Genomic DNA, 17,009 nt, shown 5'->3' with positions numbered 1-17,009 from the left:
GTGACGCCCAGCCTGGGTCCGAGTCCGGACCCTCACGAGAGAGTTCGGTAACCGATGAGCTGGGATTCGCTGCCACTGATTGGCGTGGCACTGCTGCTGTGCTGGGTTTTCTACGCCTTCGCGCGGGAAAAGTTCAGCCCCGACGTGGTGGTCGGTATCGCCGTGGCCGTCCTGCTGGTCAGCCAACTGCTGACGCCCTCCGAAGTGCTTGGCGTACTGTCCAACAGCGCCCCCATCACCATCGCCTGCATGTTCATCCTGTCTGCCGCACTGGAACGCACTGGCTGCGTGGAGACGCTGGGTAACTGGCTGTCGCGCATGGGCGGCGGCAGTCAGTGGCGCACCCTGTTCAGCCTGATGATGACCGCCCTGCTGCTGTCGACCTTTATCAACAACACCCCGGTGGTCGCGATTCTCACGCCGGTCGCCATCGCCCTGGCAACGGGCGTCGGCAGCAAGCCATCGAAAATGCTGATCCCGCTGTCCTACGCCACCATCTTTGGCGGCACCATGACCATGATCGGCACCTCGACCAACATCCTGGTCGACGGCGTGGCCCGGCAGATGGGCATGGAGCCCTTCGGCATGTTCGAGATCACCCTGCCCGGGCTGATACTGGCCGGCATCGGCATGGCCTTCGTGTTGCTGATTGGCCACCGCCTACTGCCGGAGCGCGAAAGCCTGTCGCGCCAGCTGCGCCCGGATCAGTCCCGTACCTTTATGACCGAGCTGCTGGTACCGCACGACTCGCCAGTGATTGGCCAGACCATCAGTCAGGCCAACCTGAATGGCAACAGCGGCATCCGGGTGCTGAAAATCTTCCGTGGCGACGACGAGCTGTCGACCCCGCTCAACGACACTCGGCTGCTGGCCGGCGACCGGCTGGTGCTGCACGCCGGCATGCGCGACTTCGTCGAGCTGCGTCAGAACGGCCTGTTGGCGATCAACCGCCCGGACAGCTTCGAGACCATTTCGACCCGCGACGTGATGCTGGCCGAGGCCATCGTCGGCCGCAACTCGCGCTACAGCCACCGCCCGATGCGCGACCTCAACCTGACGGCACGCTACGGTATTCACGTACTGGCAGTGCATCGCCATAACGAGAATATTCAGGACAACCTGGACGACTTCGAGCTGCAATTCGGCGACGTGATGCTGGTCGAGGGCACGCCCGCGCAGATCAAGAAGTTTGCCGACAATGGCGAACTGATCAGCCTCAACTCGGTACAGGAACGCGCCTACCGCCGCGACAAGGCGCCGATTGCCATTGCTGCCGTGCTGGCCGTGATGGTGCTGGCCGCATTCAAGGTCATGCCGATTGAGGGGCTGGCGATGATCGCCGCCGCGCTGGTCGTCGCCACCGGCTGTCTGGATACCGAAGACGCCTACAAGGCCATCGACTGGCGCATCCTGACGCTGATCTTCGGCATGTTGGCGATCAGCATCGCGATGAACAAGGTCGGCCTGGTCGACACCGTGGTTAGCCACGTGATGACCCTGTCACCGCTGCTCGGCCCGCTGTTCATGCTGTCGTTCATCTACCTGCTGACCTCGGTTCTCACCGAGGTGGTCAGTAACAACGCGGTAGCGGTATTGGTCACCCCGATTGCCATCGGCGTTGCCCAGCAGCTGGGCGCCGACCCTCGCCCATTCGTCGTCGCCGTCATGTTCGCTGCCAGCGCCAGTTTCGCCACCCCGATCGGCTACCAGACCAACACCTTCGTCTACAGCGCTGGCGGCTACCGTTTCGCCGACTTCATGCGTATCGGCGTGCCGCTGAACCTGATCATGTGGGCAGCCGGCTCGCTGATCATTCCGCTCGTCTGGCCGCTGTTTCCCTAGCGCGCGCTGGCGCGCGCGAGCTGCAAGCGCAGTCAGGATGAATTGGCCTACAGGCAGTCAAACGCTTTTTAGCATTCAGGGTGCTATCCCAACCACAAGAAAACCCGCGCGATTCAACACCGCGCGGGTTTTGCTTGTGGCTTGTGGCTTGACGCTTGTGGCTCAGCTCCCGCAAAGCGGGAGGTGACTAAAGCGAAGCGTCGAGCGCCTGCGACAGATCGGCGAGGATATCGTCGATATGTTCGATACCGATCGACAGGCGCACCATGTCACGCGGCACACCGGCCTTGGCCAGCTCCTCGTCGTTCAGCTGACGGTGGGTAGTGGATGCCGGGTGGCAGGCCAATGACTTGGCGTCGCCGATGTTGACCAGTCGCACCACCAGGTTGAGCGCGTCGATAAAGCGCGCACCGGCTTCCTGGCCGCCCTTGATTCCGAACGACAGTACCGACGCCGGCTTGCCGCCCATATAGCGCTTGGCCAGGGCGTGCTCGGGGTGATCTTCCAGTCCGGCGTACTGCACCCAGGCGACCTGCGGGTGGTTCTTCAGGAATGCCGCCACCGCCATCGCGTTGTCGCAGTGGCGCTCCATGCGCAGCGCCAGCGTTTCCAGCCCCTGCAGGATCATGAAGGCGTTGAACGGCGACAGTGCCGCGCCCATGTTGCGCAGCGGCACAACGCGACAGCGACCAATAAAGGCGGCCGGGCCGAAGGCCTCGGTGTAGACCACGCCGTGATAGGACGGGTCGGCGGTATTGAGCAGCGGGAAACGTTCCGCGTTCTCGGCCCACGGGAAGCAGCCACCATCGACAACGATGCCGCCCAGAGTGGTACCGTGACCGCCCATATATTTGGTCAGCGAGTGGACCACGATGTCCGCGCCGTGCTCAAACGGGCGGCACAGCGCCGGTGTGGCCACGGTGTTATCGACGATCAGCGGGACGCCGTGGCGGTGAGCCGCGTCGGCCAGCGCCTGAATGTCGATGACGTTACCGGACGGGTTGCCAATGGATTCGCAGAACACCGCCTTGGTGCGTGCATCAATCAGGCTTTCCAGCGCGGCGATGTCGTCGTGGGAAGCAAACCGGGTCTCGATGCCCTGACGCGGCAGGGTGTGGGCAAACAGGTTGTAGGTGCCGCCATACAGCTTGGCCACCGACACGATATTGTCGCCGGCTTCAGCCAGCGTCTGGATCGCGTAGGTAATAGCGGCCATGCCGGAGGCAACGGCCAGCGCACCGACACCGCCCTCGAGCGCGGCAACCCGCTGCTCCAGCACATCGTTGGTCGGGTTCATGATGCGGCTGTAGATGTTGCCCGGCACCTTCAGGTCGAACAGGTCGGCACCGTGCTGGGTATTGTCAAAGGAGTACGAGGTGGTCTGGTAGATCGGCACGGCCACCGCGTGGGTGTTCGGGTCTGGGGTGTAGCCGGCGTGAATGGCGAGCGTTTCAAGCTTCATTGCGCTGTCCTTGTTGTCGAGTTGTTCAAGCCCAGCGCCGAGCATGCAGAAGGAAGCCCGAACGGTCAATCCGGACAGGCGTGACTTATTGACTCTCGATGTGATCGTGCAACGCCATGAACTGCTGAGTCAGCTTGTGCCGACCGTCAAGGAAGATCAGCGGAGTGGCTGCTTCATGCGACTCGCGCATGCGTACCGAGCTGTTCAGGTGCACAGGCAGCACCGGCAACCCCTCGGCGATCAGTTCATCAAGCATCTTCTGCGGCAGCGCCGCACGCGGCTGGAACTGGTTGACGACAATACCTTCAACCGCCAGATCCTCGTTATGCTCTTCACGCACGTCTTCCAACTCGCTCAGCAGACCGTAGAGCGCCTGCCGGGAGAAGCTGTCGCAGTCGAACGGGATCAGCACGCGGTCCGAGGCAATCAGCGCCGACATGGTGTAGAAGTTGAACGCCGGGGCGGTGTCGATGTAGATCCGCTCGTAGTTGTCCTTGAGGTCGTTCAGCAACTTGCGCAGCTTCTGGATCTTGTAGCGCGACTCCAGCTTGTGCTGCAGCTCGGCCAGCTCGGGGCTGGCCGGCATCAACCATAAGTTCTCGAACGGCGTCTCGGTGACGAAGTTCTCGGCCTTCTTGCTGAACAGTCCGCTGGACAGGGTCTGGGCGAAGAAGTCGGCGATGGTGGTATCGATGTCCGCCATCCGTTCACCCAGCAGGTAGTGACTGGAGTTAGCCTGCGGATCCAGATCAATCACCAGGGTCTTGTAGCCCGCCGCAGCGCTGACCGCGGCGAGGTTGCAGGCGATGCTGGACTTACCGACACCGCCCTTCTGGTTGAAAACTACCCTGCGCATACGCCTTCTCCTTGTTCAGTCGCTCCCGCCGTGCGCCATCTTGGCGCAGGAATCGTCAGACCACGATAGCATTCGGATCGTGATAGATCGCTGACAATTCGTGTACCGCTTCGATGAAGGCACCAGCGTGAGCCGGATCGACCTCGGGTGTAATGCCGTGGCCCAGGTTGAACACATGGCCGCTGCCCTTGCCGTAACTGGCCAGGATGCGCGCAACCTCAGCGCGAATCGCCGCCGGCTTGGCGTACAGCACAGTCGGGTCCATGTTGCCCTGCAATGCAACCTTTGCACCAACCCGCGAACGGGCAACGCCAATGTCCATGGTCCAGTCCAGACCCAGGGCGTCGGCACCGGCATCGGCGATGCTTTCCAGCCACAGGCCGCCGTTCTTGGTGAACAGGATAACCGGAATCTTGCGCCCCTCATGCTCGCGAATCAGGCCGGCAACGATCTTGCGCATGTAGGCCAGCGAGAACTTCTGGTAGGCGTCGGCAGACAGGTTGCCGCCCCAGGTGTCAAAAATCTGCACCGCCTGGGCTCCAGCGAGAATCTGGCCGTTGAGGTAACTGGTAACAGACTGGGCGAGCTTGTCGAGCAGCAGGTGCATGGCTTCCGGCTGGTCGTACAGCATGGCCTTGGTCTTGCGGAAATCCTTGGAGGAGCCGCCCTCGACCATGTAGGTCGCCAGCGTCCAGGGACTGCCGGAAAAGCCAATCAGCGGCACCCGGCCGTTCAGTTCACGGCGAATGGTGCGCACTGCGTCCATGACGTACCCAAGGTCCTGCTCCGGATCGGGAACCGGCAGGGCTTCAATATCGGCCAGGCTGTTAATCACCTTGCGAAAGCGCGGACCTTCGCCGGTCTCAAAGTACAGCCCTTGGCCCATGGCATCTGGGATGGTCAGGATATCGGAGAACAGAATGGCTGCGTCCAGCGGGTAGCGATCCAGCGGCTGCAGGGTGACCTCGCAGGCCATCTCCGGATTCATGCACAGCCCCATAAAGTCACCCGCCCGTGCACGCGAGGCGCGATACTCCGGCAGATAGCGGCCAGCCTGACGCATCATCCACACAGGGGTGACATCTACCGGCTGACGCATCAGCGCGCGCAGGAAACGATCATTCTTGAGTTCGGTCATGGGGGCACATCCAGTCGAAAAAGTCAGCGGCCATTGTAGCGGCAATTGCAGGCAAAGATCAGCGAGTGAAACAACAAGGGCGCCCGGAGGCGCCCTTGCATGTGTGACTGGTTGTCACACCTCGAGGAAGTCGAGGATACCCTCGGCAGCCTGACGGCCTTCAAAGATCGCCGTTACCACCAGATCAGAGCCGCGCACCATATCGCCGCCGGCAAAGATCTTCGGGTTGCTGGTCTGGAACTTGTACTGACCTTGCTCAGGCGCAATCACGCGGCCCTGGCTGTCAGTCTCGACGTTCTTGTCAGCAAACCAGTCTGCCGGGCTCGGACGGAAACCGAAGGCAATAACCACGGCGTCTGCCGGCAGCACTTCTTCGGAACCCGGAATCGGCTCGGGACTGCGGCGACCGCGGGCGTCCGGCTCACCCAGACGGGTTTCCACCACCTTGACGCCTTCAACCTTGTCTTCGCCGACAATCGCAATCGGCTGACGGTTGAACAGGAACTTCACGCCCTCATCCTTGGCGTTCTTCACTTCCTTGCGCGAACCCGGCATGTTGGCTTCGTCACGACGGTAGGCGCAGGTCACGGCGGTCGCACCCTGGCGAATGGACGTGCGGTTACAGTCCATAGCGGTATCACCACCACCGAGGACAACCACCTTCTTGCCCTTCATGTCGATGAAGTCATCAGCCGATTTCTCGAACCCGAGATTGCGGTTAACGTTGGCAATGAGGAAGTCCAGCGCATCGTAGACGCCTGGCAGGTCTTCACCCGGGAAGCCGCCCTTCATGTAGGTGTAGGTACCCATGCCCATGAACACCGCGTCGTACTCGGCCAGCAGATCGTCGATCATGACGTCCTTGCCGATCTCGGTGTTCAGGCGGAACTCGATACCCATGCCTTCGAACACTTCACGGCGGCGTGACAGCACACTCTTCTCCAGCTTGAACTCCGGGATACCGAAGGTCAGCAGGCCACCGATTTCCGGATAGCGGTCGAATACCACCGGGCTGACACCGGCACGGGCCAGCACGTCAGCACAGCCGAGACCGGCCGGGCCGGCACCGATGATGGCGACACGCTTACCGGTCGGCACCACGCCCGACATGTCAGGACGCCAGCCCATCGCGAAGGCGGTGTCGGTGATGTATTTCTCGACCGAGCCGATGGTAACCGCGCCAAAGCCGTCGTTCAGGGTACAGGCGCCTTCACACAGGCGATCCTGCGGGCAAACGCGGCCGCAGACTTCCGGCAAGGTGTTGGTCTGGTGCGACAGTTCGGCGGCTTCGAGGATGTTGCCCTCGGACACCAGCTTCAGCCAGTTCGGAATAAAGTTGTGCACGGGGCACTTCCATTCGCAGTACGGGTTACCGCAGCCGAGGCAGCGATGCGCCTGCTCGGACGCCGCTTCCGGCTTGAACTGCTCGTGAATCTCGACGAACTGGGTCTTGCGCGCGCGCAGCGGGCGCTTCTTGGGATCTTCACGACCTACATCGATAAACTGGAAGTCGTTGTTCAAACGGTCTGCCATATCTCAACCTCTAAACTGCAACGGCGGTTTGATCACGCCACTGCAAGACTCATCAGGGCCAGCAACAGGCTGGGCGCTCAGCGGCGCGGCAGCCTGCCTGCGGCGGCTTTATTGTGGGTTCGCACGCGTGGTAGTCAGCAGGGCACGCAGACTTGCGGCCTTTGGCTTGACCAGCCAGAAGCGGCGGATGTAGTCGTCCAGGTTGTCCAGCACCTCGGCACCCCATGCACTAGCGGTCTCGGCAACATACTCGGTCAGCACCTGGGTCAGGTGGCTACGGTACATTTCCATCGACTCATTGCTGATGCGGTGCATCTCGACCAGCTCATGGTTCAGCTTGTCGAAGAACGCATTGTCCATGTCCAGCACGTAGGCAAAACCGCCAGTCATACCGGCACCGAAGTTGTGGCCGGTGCCGCCGAGTACGCAAACCATACCGCCAGTCATGTACTCGCAGCAGTGGTCGCCAGCGCCTTCGATAACCGCGTGGGCGCCGGAGTTGCGCACTGCGAAGCGCTCGCCGGCCACACCGGCTGCGAACAGCTTGCCACCGGTGGCACCGTACAGACAGGTGTTACCGATGATCGAGGTCTGCTCCGAGCGGAACGGACTACCCTTCGGCGGCACGATGGTCAGCTTGCCGCCGGTCATGCCCTTACCGACGTAGTCGTTGGCATCGCCTTCCAGATACATGTGCAGACCACCGGCGTTCCAGACGCCGAAGCTCTGACCGGCGGTGCCAGTCATACGGAAGGTGATCGGCGCAGTGACCATGCCCTGGTTGCCGTGCACCTTGGCAATCTCGCCGGATACACGAGCACCGATGGAACGGTCACAGTTGGTCAGTGACAGCTCGAACTCGCCACCGGTGCGGCCATCGATGGCAGCGCGCGCCATTTCAACCATCTTCTCGGCAGTCAGGCCCTTGTCGAACGGCTCGTTACGCGGCGACTCGCAGAACTGCGGCTTGTCGGCAGACACGTCCTTGCTAAACAGCAGCGGCTCAAGATCCAGGTTTTGCTGCTTGGCAGTCGTACCCGGCAGGATCTCCAACAGATCGGTACGGCCGATCAGCTCTTCCAGACTACGCACGCCCAGCTTAGCCAGCCACTCGCGAGTTTCCATAGCCACGTAGGTGAAGAAGTTCATCACCATCTGCACTGTGCCAATGTAGTGGTTGTCGCGCAGATGCTGGTTCTGGGTCGCAACACCGGTCGCGCAGTTGTTCAGGTGGCAGATACGCAGGTATTTGCAGCCCAGGGCGATCATCGGCGCGGTACCAAAGCCGAAGCTCTCGGCACCGAGGATCGCCGCTTTGACCACGTCCAGACCGGTCTTCAGACCACCGTCGGTCTGTACCCGGACCTTGCCACGCAGGTCGTTGCCGCGCAGGGTCTGATGGGCTTCGGACAGGCCTAGCTCCCATGGGGAGCCGGCGTAGCGGATGGAGGTCAGCGGCGAGGCGCCGGTACCACCGTCGTAACCGGAAATGGTGATCAGGTCCGCATAGGCCTTGGCCACACCAGCAGCGATGGTGCCAACGCCCGGTTCGGATACCAGCTTGACCGAGACCAGCGCCTGCGGGTTGACCTGCTTGAGGTCAAAAATCAGCTGCGACAGATCTTCAATCGAGTAGATGTCGTGGTGCGGCGGCGGCGAAATCAGGGTCACACCCGGCACCGCGTAGCGCAGGCGGGCAATCAGTTCGTTGACCTTACCGCCCGGCAGCTGGCCGCCTTCACCGGGCTTGGCACCCTGGGCAACCTTGATCTGTAGCACTTCCGCGTTGACCAGATACTCAGGCGTAACACCGAAACGACCGGAGGCGATCTGCTTGATCTTGGAGGTACGCTCGGTACCGTAACGCTCAGGATCTTCCCCGCCTTCCCCGGAGTTGGAGCGCGCACCCAGACGGTTCATCGCCTCGGCGATCGCCTCGTGCGCCTCGGGAGACAGTGCGCCCAGAGAGATACCGGCGGAGTCAAAGCGTTTGAAGATCGACTCCAGCGGCTCGACGTCATCCAGCGCAATCGCCTGCTGGTCATCGCGCACCTTGAGCAGGTCACGCAGCGCCGCAACCGGACGGCTGTTCACCAGCGCGGCGTACTCCTGATACTTGTCGTAGCTGTCGCCCTGTACCGCGTCCTGAAGCGCGCGAACCACGTCCGGGTTGTAGGCATGGTATTCGCCACCAAACACGAACTTGAGCAAACCACCCTGCTGGATCGACTTGCGCGGATTCCAGGCTTCCTTGGCCAGCAGCGCCTGTTCGGCCTGCAGATCCTGGAAGCGGGCACCCTGAATGCGGCTGGCAACGCCCTTGAAGCAGACATCAACGACTTCGTCGGCCAGACCCACCGCTTCAAACAGCTGGGCGCCACGATAGGAGGCGATGGTGGAGATACCCATCTTCGACAAGATCTTCAGCAGGCCCTTGGAAATGCCCTTGCGGTAGTACTTGAAGGTCTCGTACAGGTCGCCGATGACCTCACCAGTGCGGATCAGGTCGCCCAGCACTTCGTAGGCCAGGTACGGGTACACCGCGGTCGCACCGAAGCCGATCAGTACCGCGTAATGGTGCGGGTCACGGGTGGTAGCGGTCTCAACCAGAATGTTGCATTCGCAGCGCAAGCCGATGGCGGTCAGGTGATGGTGCACGGCTCCGACAGCCAGCGCGGCGTGAACCGGCAGCTTGCCCTGTTCGATCGAGCGGTCGCTCAGCACGATCAGGGTCTTGCCTTCACGCACGGCAGCTTCAGCCTGAGCGGCGATATCATTCACCGCATCGCTCAACAGCGTGCCTTCAGCGACGTTCAGGTCAACCGTGTGACGGGCGAAACCGGGACGAGACTCCAGGTTCATGATCGCACGCCACTTGGCCGGCGAGATCACCGGCGAGCTGAGGATCGCCCGGTTGGCGTGATCAGCCGTCTCTTCAAAGACGTTGCGCTCGGCACCCAGGCAGGTTTCCAGCGACATAACGATAGCTTCACGCAGCGGGTCAATCGCCGGGTTGGTCACCTGGGCAAACTGCTGACGGAAGTAGTCGTAGACCGAACGCACACGGCCGGACAGGACAGCCATCGGCGTGTCATCACCCATCGAGCCGACTGCTTCCTGACCGTTCTCGGCCAGCGGACGCAGCACCTGATCACGCTCTTCGAAGGTGACCTGGAACATCTTCATGTACTGCTTCAGACGTTCGGCAGACAGGAAGTCAGAGCCGTGGTCGCGGTCATCCAGGTGCGCCTGGATGCGCACAGCATTTTCCTTCAGCCACTTGCGATAAGGGTGGCGGGACTTCAACCGGTTCGCGACGTCATCGGTGTGCAGCACTTCGCCGGTCTGGGTATCGACGGCCAGAATCTGACCCGGGCCAACACGGCCCTTGCTGATCACATCCTCGGGCTGGTAATCCCAGACACCGATTTCGGAGGCCAGGGTGATGTAGCCGTTCTTGGTGATGACATAACGCGCCGGACGCAGGCCATTACGGTCCAGCAGACAGACCGCGTAGCGACCCTCGGTCAGTACGATACCGGCCGGGCCGTCCCAAGCCTCCATATGCATGGAGTTGTATTCGTAGAACGCGCGCAGATCGGCGTCCATGGTCTCAACGTTCTGCCACGCCGGCGGCACGACCATGCGAATGGCGCGGAACAGGTCCATACCCCCACAAATCAGCAGTTCGAGCATGTTGTCCATGCTGGAGGAGTCGGAACCGGTGGTGTTAACCAGCGGCGCCAGACTATCCAGATCGGGCATCAGATCATTGGTGAACTTGTGGCGACGCGCCTGGGCCCAGTTACGGTTGGCAGTGATGGTGTTGATTTCACCATTGTGGGCAACCAGACGGAACGGCTGTGCCAACGGCCACTTCGGCAGGGTGTTGGTGGAGAAACGCTGGTGGAAAACGCTGATCGCGGTTTCCATGCGGGCATCACCCAGATCGGGATAGAACTTGTCCAGATCCGCCGGCATCATCAGGCCTTTATAGGAAACGACCTTGTGCGACAGACTACAGACGTAGAAGCTGCTGTCGGCCTGCATGGCAATTTCGGCCTTGCGGCGAACATAAAACAGCTTGACGGCAAACTGCTGCTCGTCCAGCCCTTCGCCGGATACGAACACTTGTTCAATGCGCGGCATGCTGCCCAGCGCCAGCGGACCGAGAACAGACGGATCAACCGGCACTTCGCGCCAGCCCAGGCCGGTCAACCCCTGATCACTCAACGCATCGGCAAAGGCCTGCTTGGCAGCGGTGCTGGCGGCCTCATCAGCGCCCATGAACACCATGCCGACGGCGTACTGCTCGGGCAGCTCGACTGCCAGCGCTTCGCGGGCAACTTCACGCAGGAAACGATCCGGCTTTTGAATGAGCAAACCACAACCGTCGCCGGTCTTACCGTCGGCGTTGATGCCACCACGGTGAGTCATGCATGTCAGTGCTTCGATCGCCGTCTGCAGCAGGTGATGACTGGGCTGGCCTTCCATGTGGGCAATCAAGCCGAAACCACAGTTATCCTTGAACTGATCAGGCTGGTATAGACCTGCTTTCATAGGCACTCTCTCAACAAGCTAGTAAATTCGGGCGCGTGCGGCTCCAGACCACGGAAAAATCTGGCGCGGCGCCGGACAAAAGGGGAGTAATTGTACACAGCGGCATGCGCCCCCACAATTTTTTTTGGGGGAAAAATGCCGCTTAAGCGTATTCAAATGTCGTAAATAGGAAACTTTACCGCCTGACTCCGGGCTAGCAAACCACCCGTCTAACAGCATTCGTGCCGCCCGAAAGTACCCCGCCAGCCTTGCACCGGCGGGCACTCGACTTAACGCAGACCCGCCTGGATATCTGCAATGCTGCGCGGCCAGGGTTTGCTGTCTCGAAGCGCTGCTGGCAAGGAAGAGACACCAGCCTGAGCTGCCTGTCGCGAGCTATAGATCCCTTGCGTCACCACAAACCAGGGCGCGCCCTGATGCGTCGTTTCAAAATACCCCACATCCTGTACACCAGGGTGCTTGCTGACGAAGCTTCGGGCCGCCTGCTCTGAACGAGTCCCAAGCAACTGTACTACGTATTCCGACCCTGAGCGCGCGCGGTACCAGTCACTGCGGTGGGGACCTCCGGCAGCAGAAACTGTAGCCGGCTCATCAGCTTCAGCCCGACTGACGGGCGGTGCGGGAGTTGGCACCGTAGCTTGCGTTGGTGCTGGCTCTGGGGCTGGCTGTGATTGTGGTGCTGGCTCTGGTTGCGGTGCTGGTTGTGGTGCAATTTCAGCAGCCGCCACTTCTTCAGCAACCGCCACTTCCGGCGACGATTCAGGTGCGACCACAACAGGTACGCTGTCCACAGCCGCCACCGGCGCAGCCGCATCAGACTGCACACCGCTCTGCCCTGCATTGTGAGCCGGTGCTGGCGGCGCAACCGGCTCCGGAACCCCGACCTGAGCCTCAACCACCGGCTCGGGCAACTGCAGCACCGTGCGCTCGGGCTCGGCTGGCGCCTTGTCACCCAGATACCATGCGACCCCGATACCAACAGCTACCAGCCCTGCCGCAAGAAGCAATTTTGAAGACAGTCCGCGACTGCCACCACTGCCCAACGCGACGGGCCCTTCATGCATTGCCTGAACCATCACCTGGCGACCGACCTGGTTGATAGCCCCAGGCCATCCAGCACTGCGTTGATGAATCTCGTCAACCTGCTGATCAGTAAGCAGCTCAATACCCTGACCCGCGCCTTCCAGGCGCTGCGCGAGATACTCTCTCGTTTCGTCCAGCCCCAGCGCGGCGAGCTCTACCACATGGATGCTGGAACCTTCCTCCGCATTGAGGACGCTGGAATATCGCTCGAGCCCTTCGCTGTCGACAAACAAGAAGACCCGTGGCGCGAAGCTACCTGCTTCAGCTATTTCGCTCAGCATGCTAATCGCCGAGGACTCCAGCAACTCGGCGTCATCAATAACAATATAAAGCTGAATACCGACCAACTCACTCTGCTGTGCTTTCGCCAGCAGGCTCGCCACATCGCGCTGCTCGGTATTAAGAGCCTGGCAGATTTGTGCCAGCAACGCCGCTTCAGACGCATGCTCTCGCGCCGACAGAACAACGCACTGCACCGCATCCTTGTTGCTGCTGGCGACCAACGCCTGGCGCAGCAATGTCTTGCCCGCCCCAAGCGGACCAGCAACGACCAGCATCTGCTCGCCATAGCGGGCAAGGTGATGCAGCTCGGCCAGAACCGGTCTTCTCTTGGGGGTGAAAAATTTAAACCCGGGGGTGCGCGCCGAAAAGGGGTCATGATTGAGCTGGTAGTGCTCCAGCAGCTCATCAGAGTTGTTTACCGCGCTGAATACCTCATCAAATCCGTTGCTCATTGCTCGCTTTCCTGCAAACAGGCTCGAAGCGCTTCGACGTCATAATCGGCAGTGACCTCAGCGGCACCGATCTGACGCAACAGCACCAGCCGCAGTTGGCCATCCAGCACCTTCTTGTCGACAGCCATCAACCGCTCGAAATCACTTGCCCGCATTCCAACCGGAGCCAATGTAGGCAGGCCTGCGGCCGCGATAACAGCCTCCCCGCGCGCACGACCCTGCGCGCTGATCCAGCCCAGCCGGGCCGACAGGTCCAGCGCCATAACCATTCCGGCACCAACCGCCTCGCCGTGCAACCAACTGCCATACCCCTGGTGAGCCTCGATCGCATGACCAAAGGTATGCCCCAGATTCAGGATCGCCCGCACCCCGCCTTCACGTTCATCTTCCGCAACGACTTCAGCCTTGATAGCGCACGAACGCAGGATAGCCTGGGTGACCAACCCGGCGTCTAACTGCCGCAACCCCGCCATATTCTGCTCAAGCCAACCAAGGAAGGCTTCATCACGAATAAGGCCATACTTGATGATCTCGGCGAGCCCGGCACTCACCTCCCGCTCAGGCAGCGTGTTCAGACTATCCGTGTCAATAAGCACCGCCTTGGGCTGATAAAACGCACCAATCATGTTCTTGCCAGCCGGATGATTGATGCCGGTCTTGCCGCCGACAGAGGAATCCACCTGGGACAGCAGCGTCGTGGGCACCTGAATGAAGTCAACCCCCCGCTGGTAAGACGCTGCGGCGAAGCCAGTCATATCGCCGATAACACCACCGCCCAGAGCGATTAAGGTCGTCCTGCGATCGTGACGCGCCGCCAGCAGGGCATCAAATATCTGCTGCAGGGTAGCCCAGGTCTTATAGGCCTCGCCCGTCGGCAGGATAACCGAGGTTACCTTGTAGTCACTGAGCACTTGCTGCAAGGACTCAAGATAAAGCGGCGCAACGGTATCATCAGTCACGATGCATACCTGCCGACCGCCAATATGACGCGCGAACAACTCGGCCTGGGCCATCAGGCCCGCACCGATATAAATTGGATAACTACGATCAGCTAAATCGACATTCAGACACTGCATCAAAGCACTCCCATTCAGCGGGCACAGCATACAACAGTCGCGGGAAGCAGCGATACGGGAGGGGGAGCTAGCGAGCAGAGGCGTGCAAACTCAGTCTTCTTGAAGACGAGCAAGAATCGCGTTAACCACAACCTTAGGGCCACGCTGATCCGTTTCAATGATCAGGTCCGCAATCTCCCGGTAGAGAGGGTCGCGCTTGGCCATCAAATCACGCAAAACCGCTTCAGGGTCCGCCGTTTGCAACAGCGGGCGCTGGCGATCCTTGGCTGTGCGCTGCAACTGCTGCTCAACACTGGTACGCAGATAAACCACCAGACCGCCGGACTTCAACGCCGCACGATTGGCGGGGCGCATCACAACGCCACCACCGGTCGCCAGCACAATTCCACCTTCGTGAACGAGTTCCGCGATCATCGCCTCCTCTCGCTGACGAAACCCCTCCTCGCCTTCGACGTCGAAAATCCACGGAATATCGGCGCCAGTGCGCTCCTCAATCTCGCGATCAGAGTCCTTGAAGGGATATTTCAATTCCTTGGCAAGAAGACGCCCGATGGTGCTTTTTCCAGCACCCATCGGGCCAATAAGAAAGACGTTACGCAAGGAATTTACCTGGCCAGCGTGATTGCACCGTTATTGATAATACGCGGCGTCAGGAAGATCAGCAGCTCAGTTTTGCTTTCGGCACTGATATCCCGGCGGAACATCTTGCCCAGCAGGGGCAGATCACCAAGGAAGGGAACCTTTTCCTGAGAAGTTGAGGTTTCACTCTGGAATACGCCACCAATCACAATCGTTTCGCCATCAGCCACCAAGATATTCGCATTGACCTCATTCTTGCGAATAGTCGGCACACCGTTGACCTGATTAGAAAAGTCAGGCTCATCCTTGGTAACAATGACCTCCATGATCACCTGGTTGTCAGGCGTAATCTGAGGCGTCACCTCCAGCGAGAGCACCGCGTCGGCAAACGAGGTCGTAGTTGCGCCACTAGAGCTTGCTTCCTGATATGGAATCTCGGAACCCTTGAGGATCTTCGCAGTCTCCTTGTCCGAAGTTACTACCTTCGGCTGGGAAATAACCTCGCCATTACCAGTGCTTTCCATGGCGGATAGCTGCAGATCGAGAACGGTGTTGTCGGTTACGAAGCCGATACCGATGCCTGAGGTTGCGGCATTGACACCGAGATCCACAAACGGGGTATTGGCGGTCGAAGCAAGGCCGTCATCACCATACACCCGGTACTTGTCGCTATTACCAACGGTCAATTCACCACTCCAATTCACACCCAGCGCCTTGTCAAAACCAACGTTGGCCTCGACGATCCGCGCCTCGATCATGACCTGGCGGACCGGGATATCGAGCTGGGTCACGATTCGACGCAGCTCATCGAGCTTCTCCTGGGTCTCAAGTGCAATGATGCTGTTGGTGCGCTCATCAACCGTGAGCGAACCACGCTGCGAGTCCGCATCAGCAGCCGTGACGGAGGCGAACAGCTTGGCAATATCCGCCGCCTTGGCGTAATTGACCTGAATCAGTTCACGGCGTAGCGGAGCCAACTCAGCAATCTGCTTCTGTGCCTCCAGCTCCTGACGCTCGCGTGCAGCAATCTCGTCGGCAGGTGCCACCAGCAGCACGTTGCCTACCTGACGCTTGTCCAATCCTTTGGTCTTCAAGACCAGATCGAGCGCCTGATCCCAAGGCACGTTCTGCAAACGCAGGGTGATGCTGCCCTGAACCGTGTCGCTGGCGACCAGATTGAGGTCAGTGAAGTCGGCAATCAACTGCAATACCGAGCGTACTTCAATATCCTGGAAGTTAAGGGACAGCTTTTCACCGGTGTAGGTGAAAGCATCAGCACGACGCTGCTCGACCTCAGCGCGGGTCAGCGGTTTGAAACTGACCGTCAGGCGGTTATCTGCCTGATAGACAAGATGCTCGTAGTAGCCGGTCGGCTCAATCACGATGGTCGCATTGTTGCCACTGCCGCTGGCATTGACAAAGTTGACCGGTGTCGCGAAATCCTTGACATCAAGCTGAACGCGCAGCTCATCAGGCAGACGGGTGTTCGGGAAGTTGAGCCTGACGCGCCCCCCCTGCTCTTCCACATCCACCTTGATGGTCGGATCAGTCAGATCAATGATGACGTTGCCAGAACCGTCGCTGCCACGCTGGAAATCCAGACTGCTGATAGCCCGGCCGCTAACCGTGGCAGGGCTGGATACTGCCGGCTCGCTGTCGGTTCGCCAATTGCTGTTGGTGACGACCGGAGAGGTAGCCCCCGCCGTCGGAGCTGCTGCGGCGGCCCCTACCATGACGTAGAGGTCATTGCCTTCAGCACGTGTGGTATAAGGCGCGAGACTGGTCAGGTTGATAATCAGACGAGTTCGATCGCCCGCTTCGACAACTGTAACACTTCGGGCATTACCAAGACCCAACTCGCGACCGCGCTCACCGAGCTTGTTCTTGACCCCAGGCAGGTCAAGTGCAATCCGGGCAGGTTGATCAATGGTATAGCCTTTGGGCGAACCGGTAACCGGTTCATCAAAACTCAATTTCAGCTCAACCCTATCGCCCGGCAGGGACGCGACATCCATGCTTTGCAGGTCGGCCGCAAGGGCCAGCGGACTCAACAGTGTTATCAATGCTGCGAGCGGCATAATTCTGGTCAGAGACATTTGCTTGCGTTCCACGCGTGACTGTTTGCAGTTCATGTTTTCTCTCCCTG

10 protein-coding genes are annotated in these 17,009 nt (G+C 60.3%); 1 reads left to right on the top strand and 9 read right to left on the bottom strand.

Annotated elements, in window-relative coordinates; all coding sequences use genetic code 11:
- The first annotated feature begins 54 nt into the window (after positions 1-54).
- The gene (locus C1949_RS08845; RefSeq protein ID WP_104738115.1) at positions 55-1,842 is read left to right on the top strand and encodes an SLC13 family permease; all 1,788 of its coding nucleotides are present in this window, start codon (positions 55-57) and stop codon (positions 1,840-1,842) included.
- Between the two features lie 187 nt (positions 1,843-2,029).
- Here the strand turns inward: C1949_RS08845 and C1949_RS08840 are convergent, their stop codons facing one another.
- The 9 genes from C1949_RS08840 to C1949_RS08800 form a co-directional block, all read right to left on the bottom strand.
- Positions 2,030-3,304 (bottom strand): bifunctional O-acetylhomoserine aminocarboxypropyltransferase/cysteine synthase, encoded by a 1,275-nt coding sequence (locus C1949_RS08840; RefSeq protein WP_104738155.1) that lies wholly within the window; start codon positions 3,302-3,304, stop codon positions 2,030-2,032.
- A gap of 85 nt (positions 3,305-3,389) precedes the next feature.
- Positions 3,390-4,160: a ParA family protein gene (locus C1949_RS08835; RefSeq protein WP_104738114.1), complete on the bottom strand. Its 771-nt coding sequence runs from the start codon at positions 4,158-4,160 to the stop codon at positions 3,390-3,392.
- A gap of 55 nt (positions 4,161-4,215) precedes the next feature.
- Positions 4,216-5,298 carry a uroporphyrinogen decarboxylase gene (hemE, locus tag C1949_RS08830; protein WP_104738113.1) on the bottom strand — a complete coding sequence of 361 codons (1,083 nt, stop codon included), beginning with the start codon at positions 5,296-5,298 and terminating at the stop codon, positions 4,216-4,218.
- Positions 5,299-5,412: 114 nt separating this feature from the next.
- Positions 5,413-6,831, bottom strand: a complete 1,419-nt coding sequence (locus C1949_RS08825; RefSeq protein ID WP_104738112.1) for an FAD-dependent oxidoreductase — start codon at positions 6,829-6,831, stop codon at positions 5,413-5,415.
- Positions 6,832-6,939: 108 nt separating this feature from the next.
- Positions 6,940-11,391 (bottom strand): glutamate synthase large subunit, encoded by a 4,452-nt coding sequence (gene gltB / locus C1949_RS08820; RefSeq protein WP_104738111.1) that lies wholly within the window; start codon positions 11,389-11,391, stop codon positions 6,940-6,942.
- Between the two features lie 269 nt (positions 11,392-11,660).
- Entirely contained in the window at positions 11,661-13,208 is a 1,548-nt protein-coding gene (locus C1949_RS08815; protein ID WP_104738110.1) for an AAA family ATPase, read from the bottom strand.
- Positions 13,205-14,284, bottom strand: coding sequence for a 3-dehydroquinate synthase (gene aroB / locus C1949_RS08810; protein ID WP_104738109.1), 1,080 nt, complete (start codon positions 14,282-14,284; stop codon positions 13,205-13,207). The genes C1949_RS08815 and aroB overlap by 4 nt, the downstream gene beginning before the upstream one ends.
- Before the next feature lie 90 nt (positions 14,285-14,374).
- Entirely contained in the window at positions 14,375-14,884 is a 510-nt protein-coding gene (gene aroK / locus C1949_RS08805) for a shikimate kinase AroK (RefSeq protein WP_104738108.1), read from the bottom strand.
- Between the two features lie 5 nt (positions 14,885-14,889).
- The gene (locus C1949_RS08800) at positions 14,890-16,959 is read right to left on the bottom strand and encodes a type IV pilus secretin PilQ (protein ID WP_229744399.1); all 2,070 of its coding nucleotides are present in this window, start codon (positions 16,957-16,959) and stop codon (positions 14,890-14,892) included.
- Positions 16,960-17,009 lie beyond the last annotated feature (50 nt).

It is taken from the genome of Halopseudomonas oceani (genome assembly GCF_002903165.1).
In the GTDB taxonomy this organism is placed as follows: domain Bacteria; phylum Pseudomonadota; class Gammaproteobacteria; order Pseudomonadales; family Pseudomonadaceae; genus Halopseudomonas; species Halopseudomonas oceani.
The sequence above is the reverse complement of the archived record's forward strand: the minus strand, read 5'-3'. Positions and strand labels throughout refer to the sequence as shown.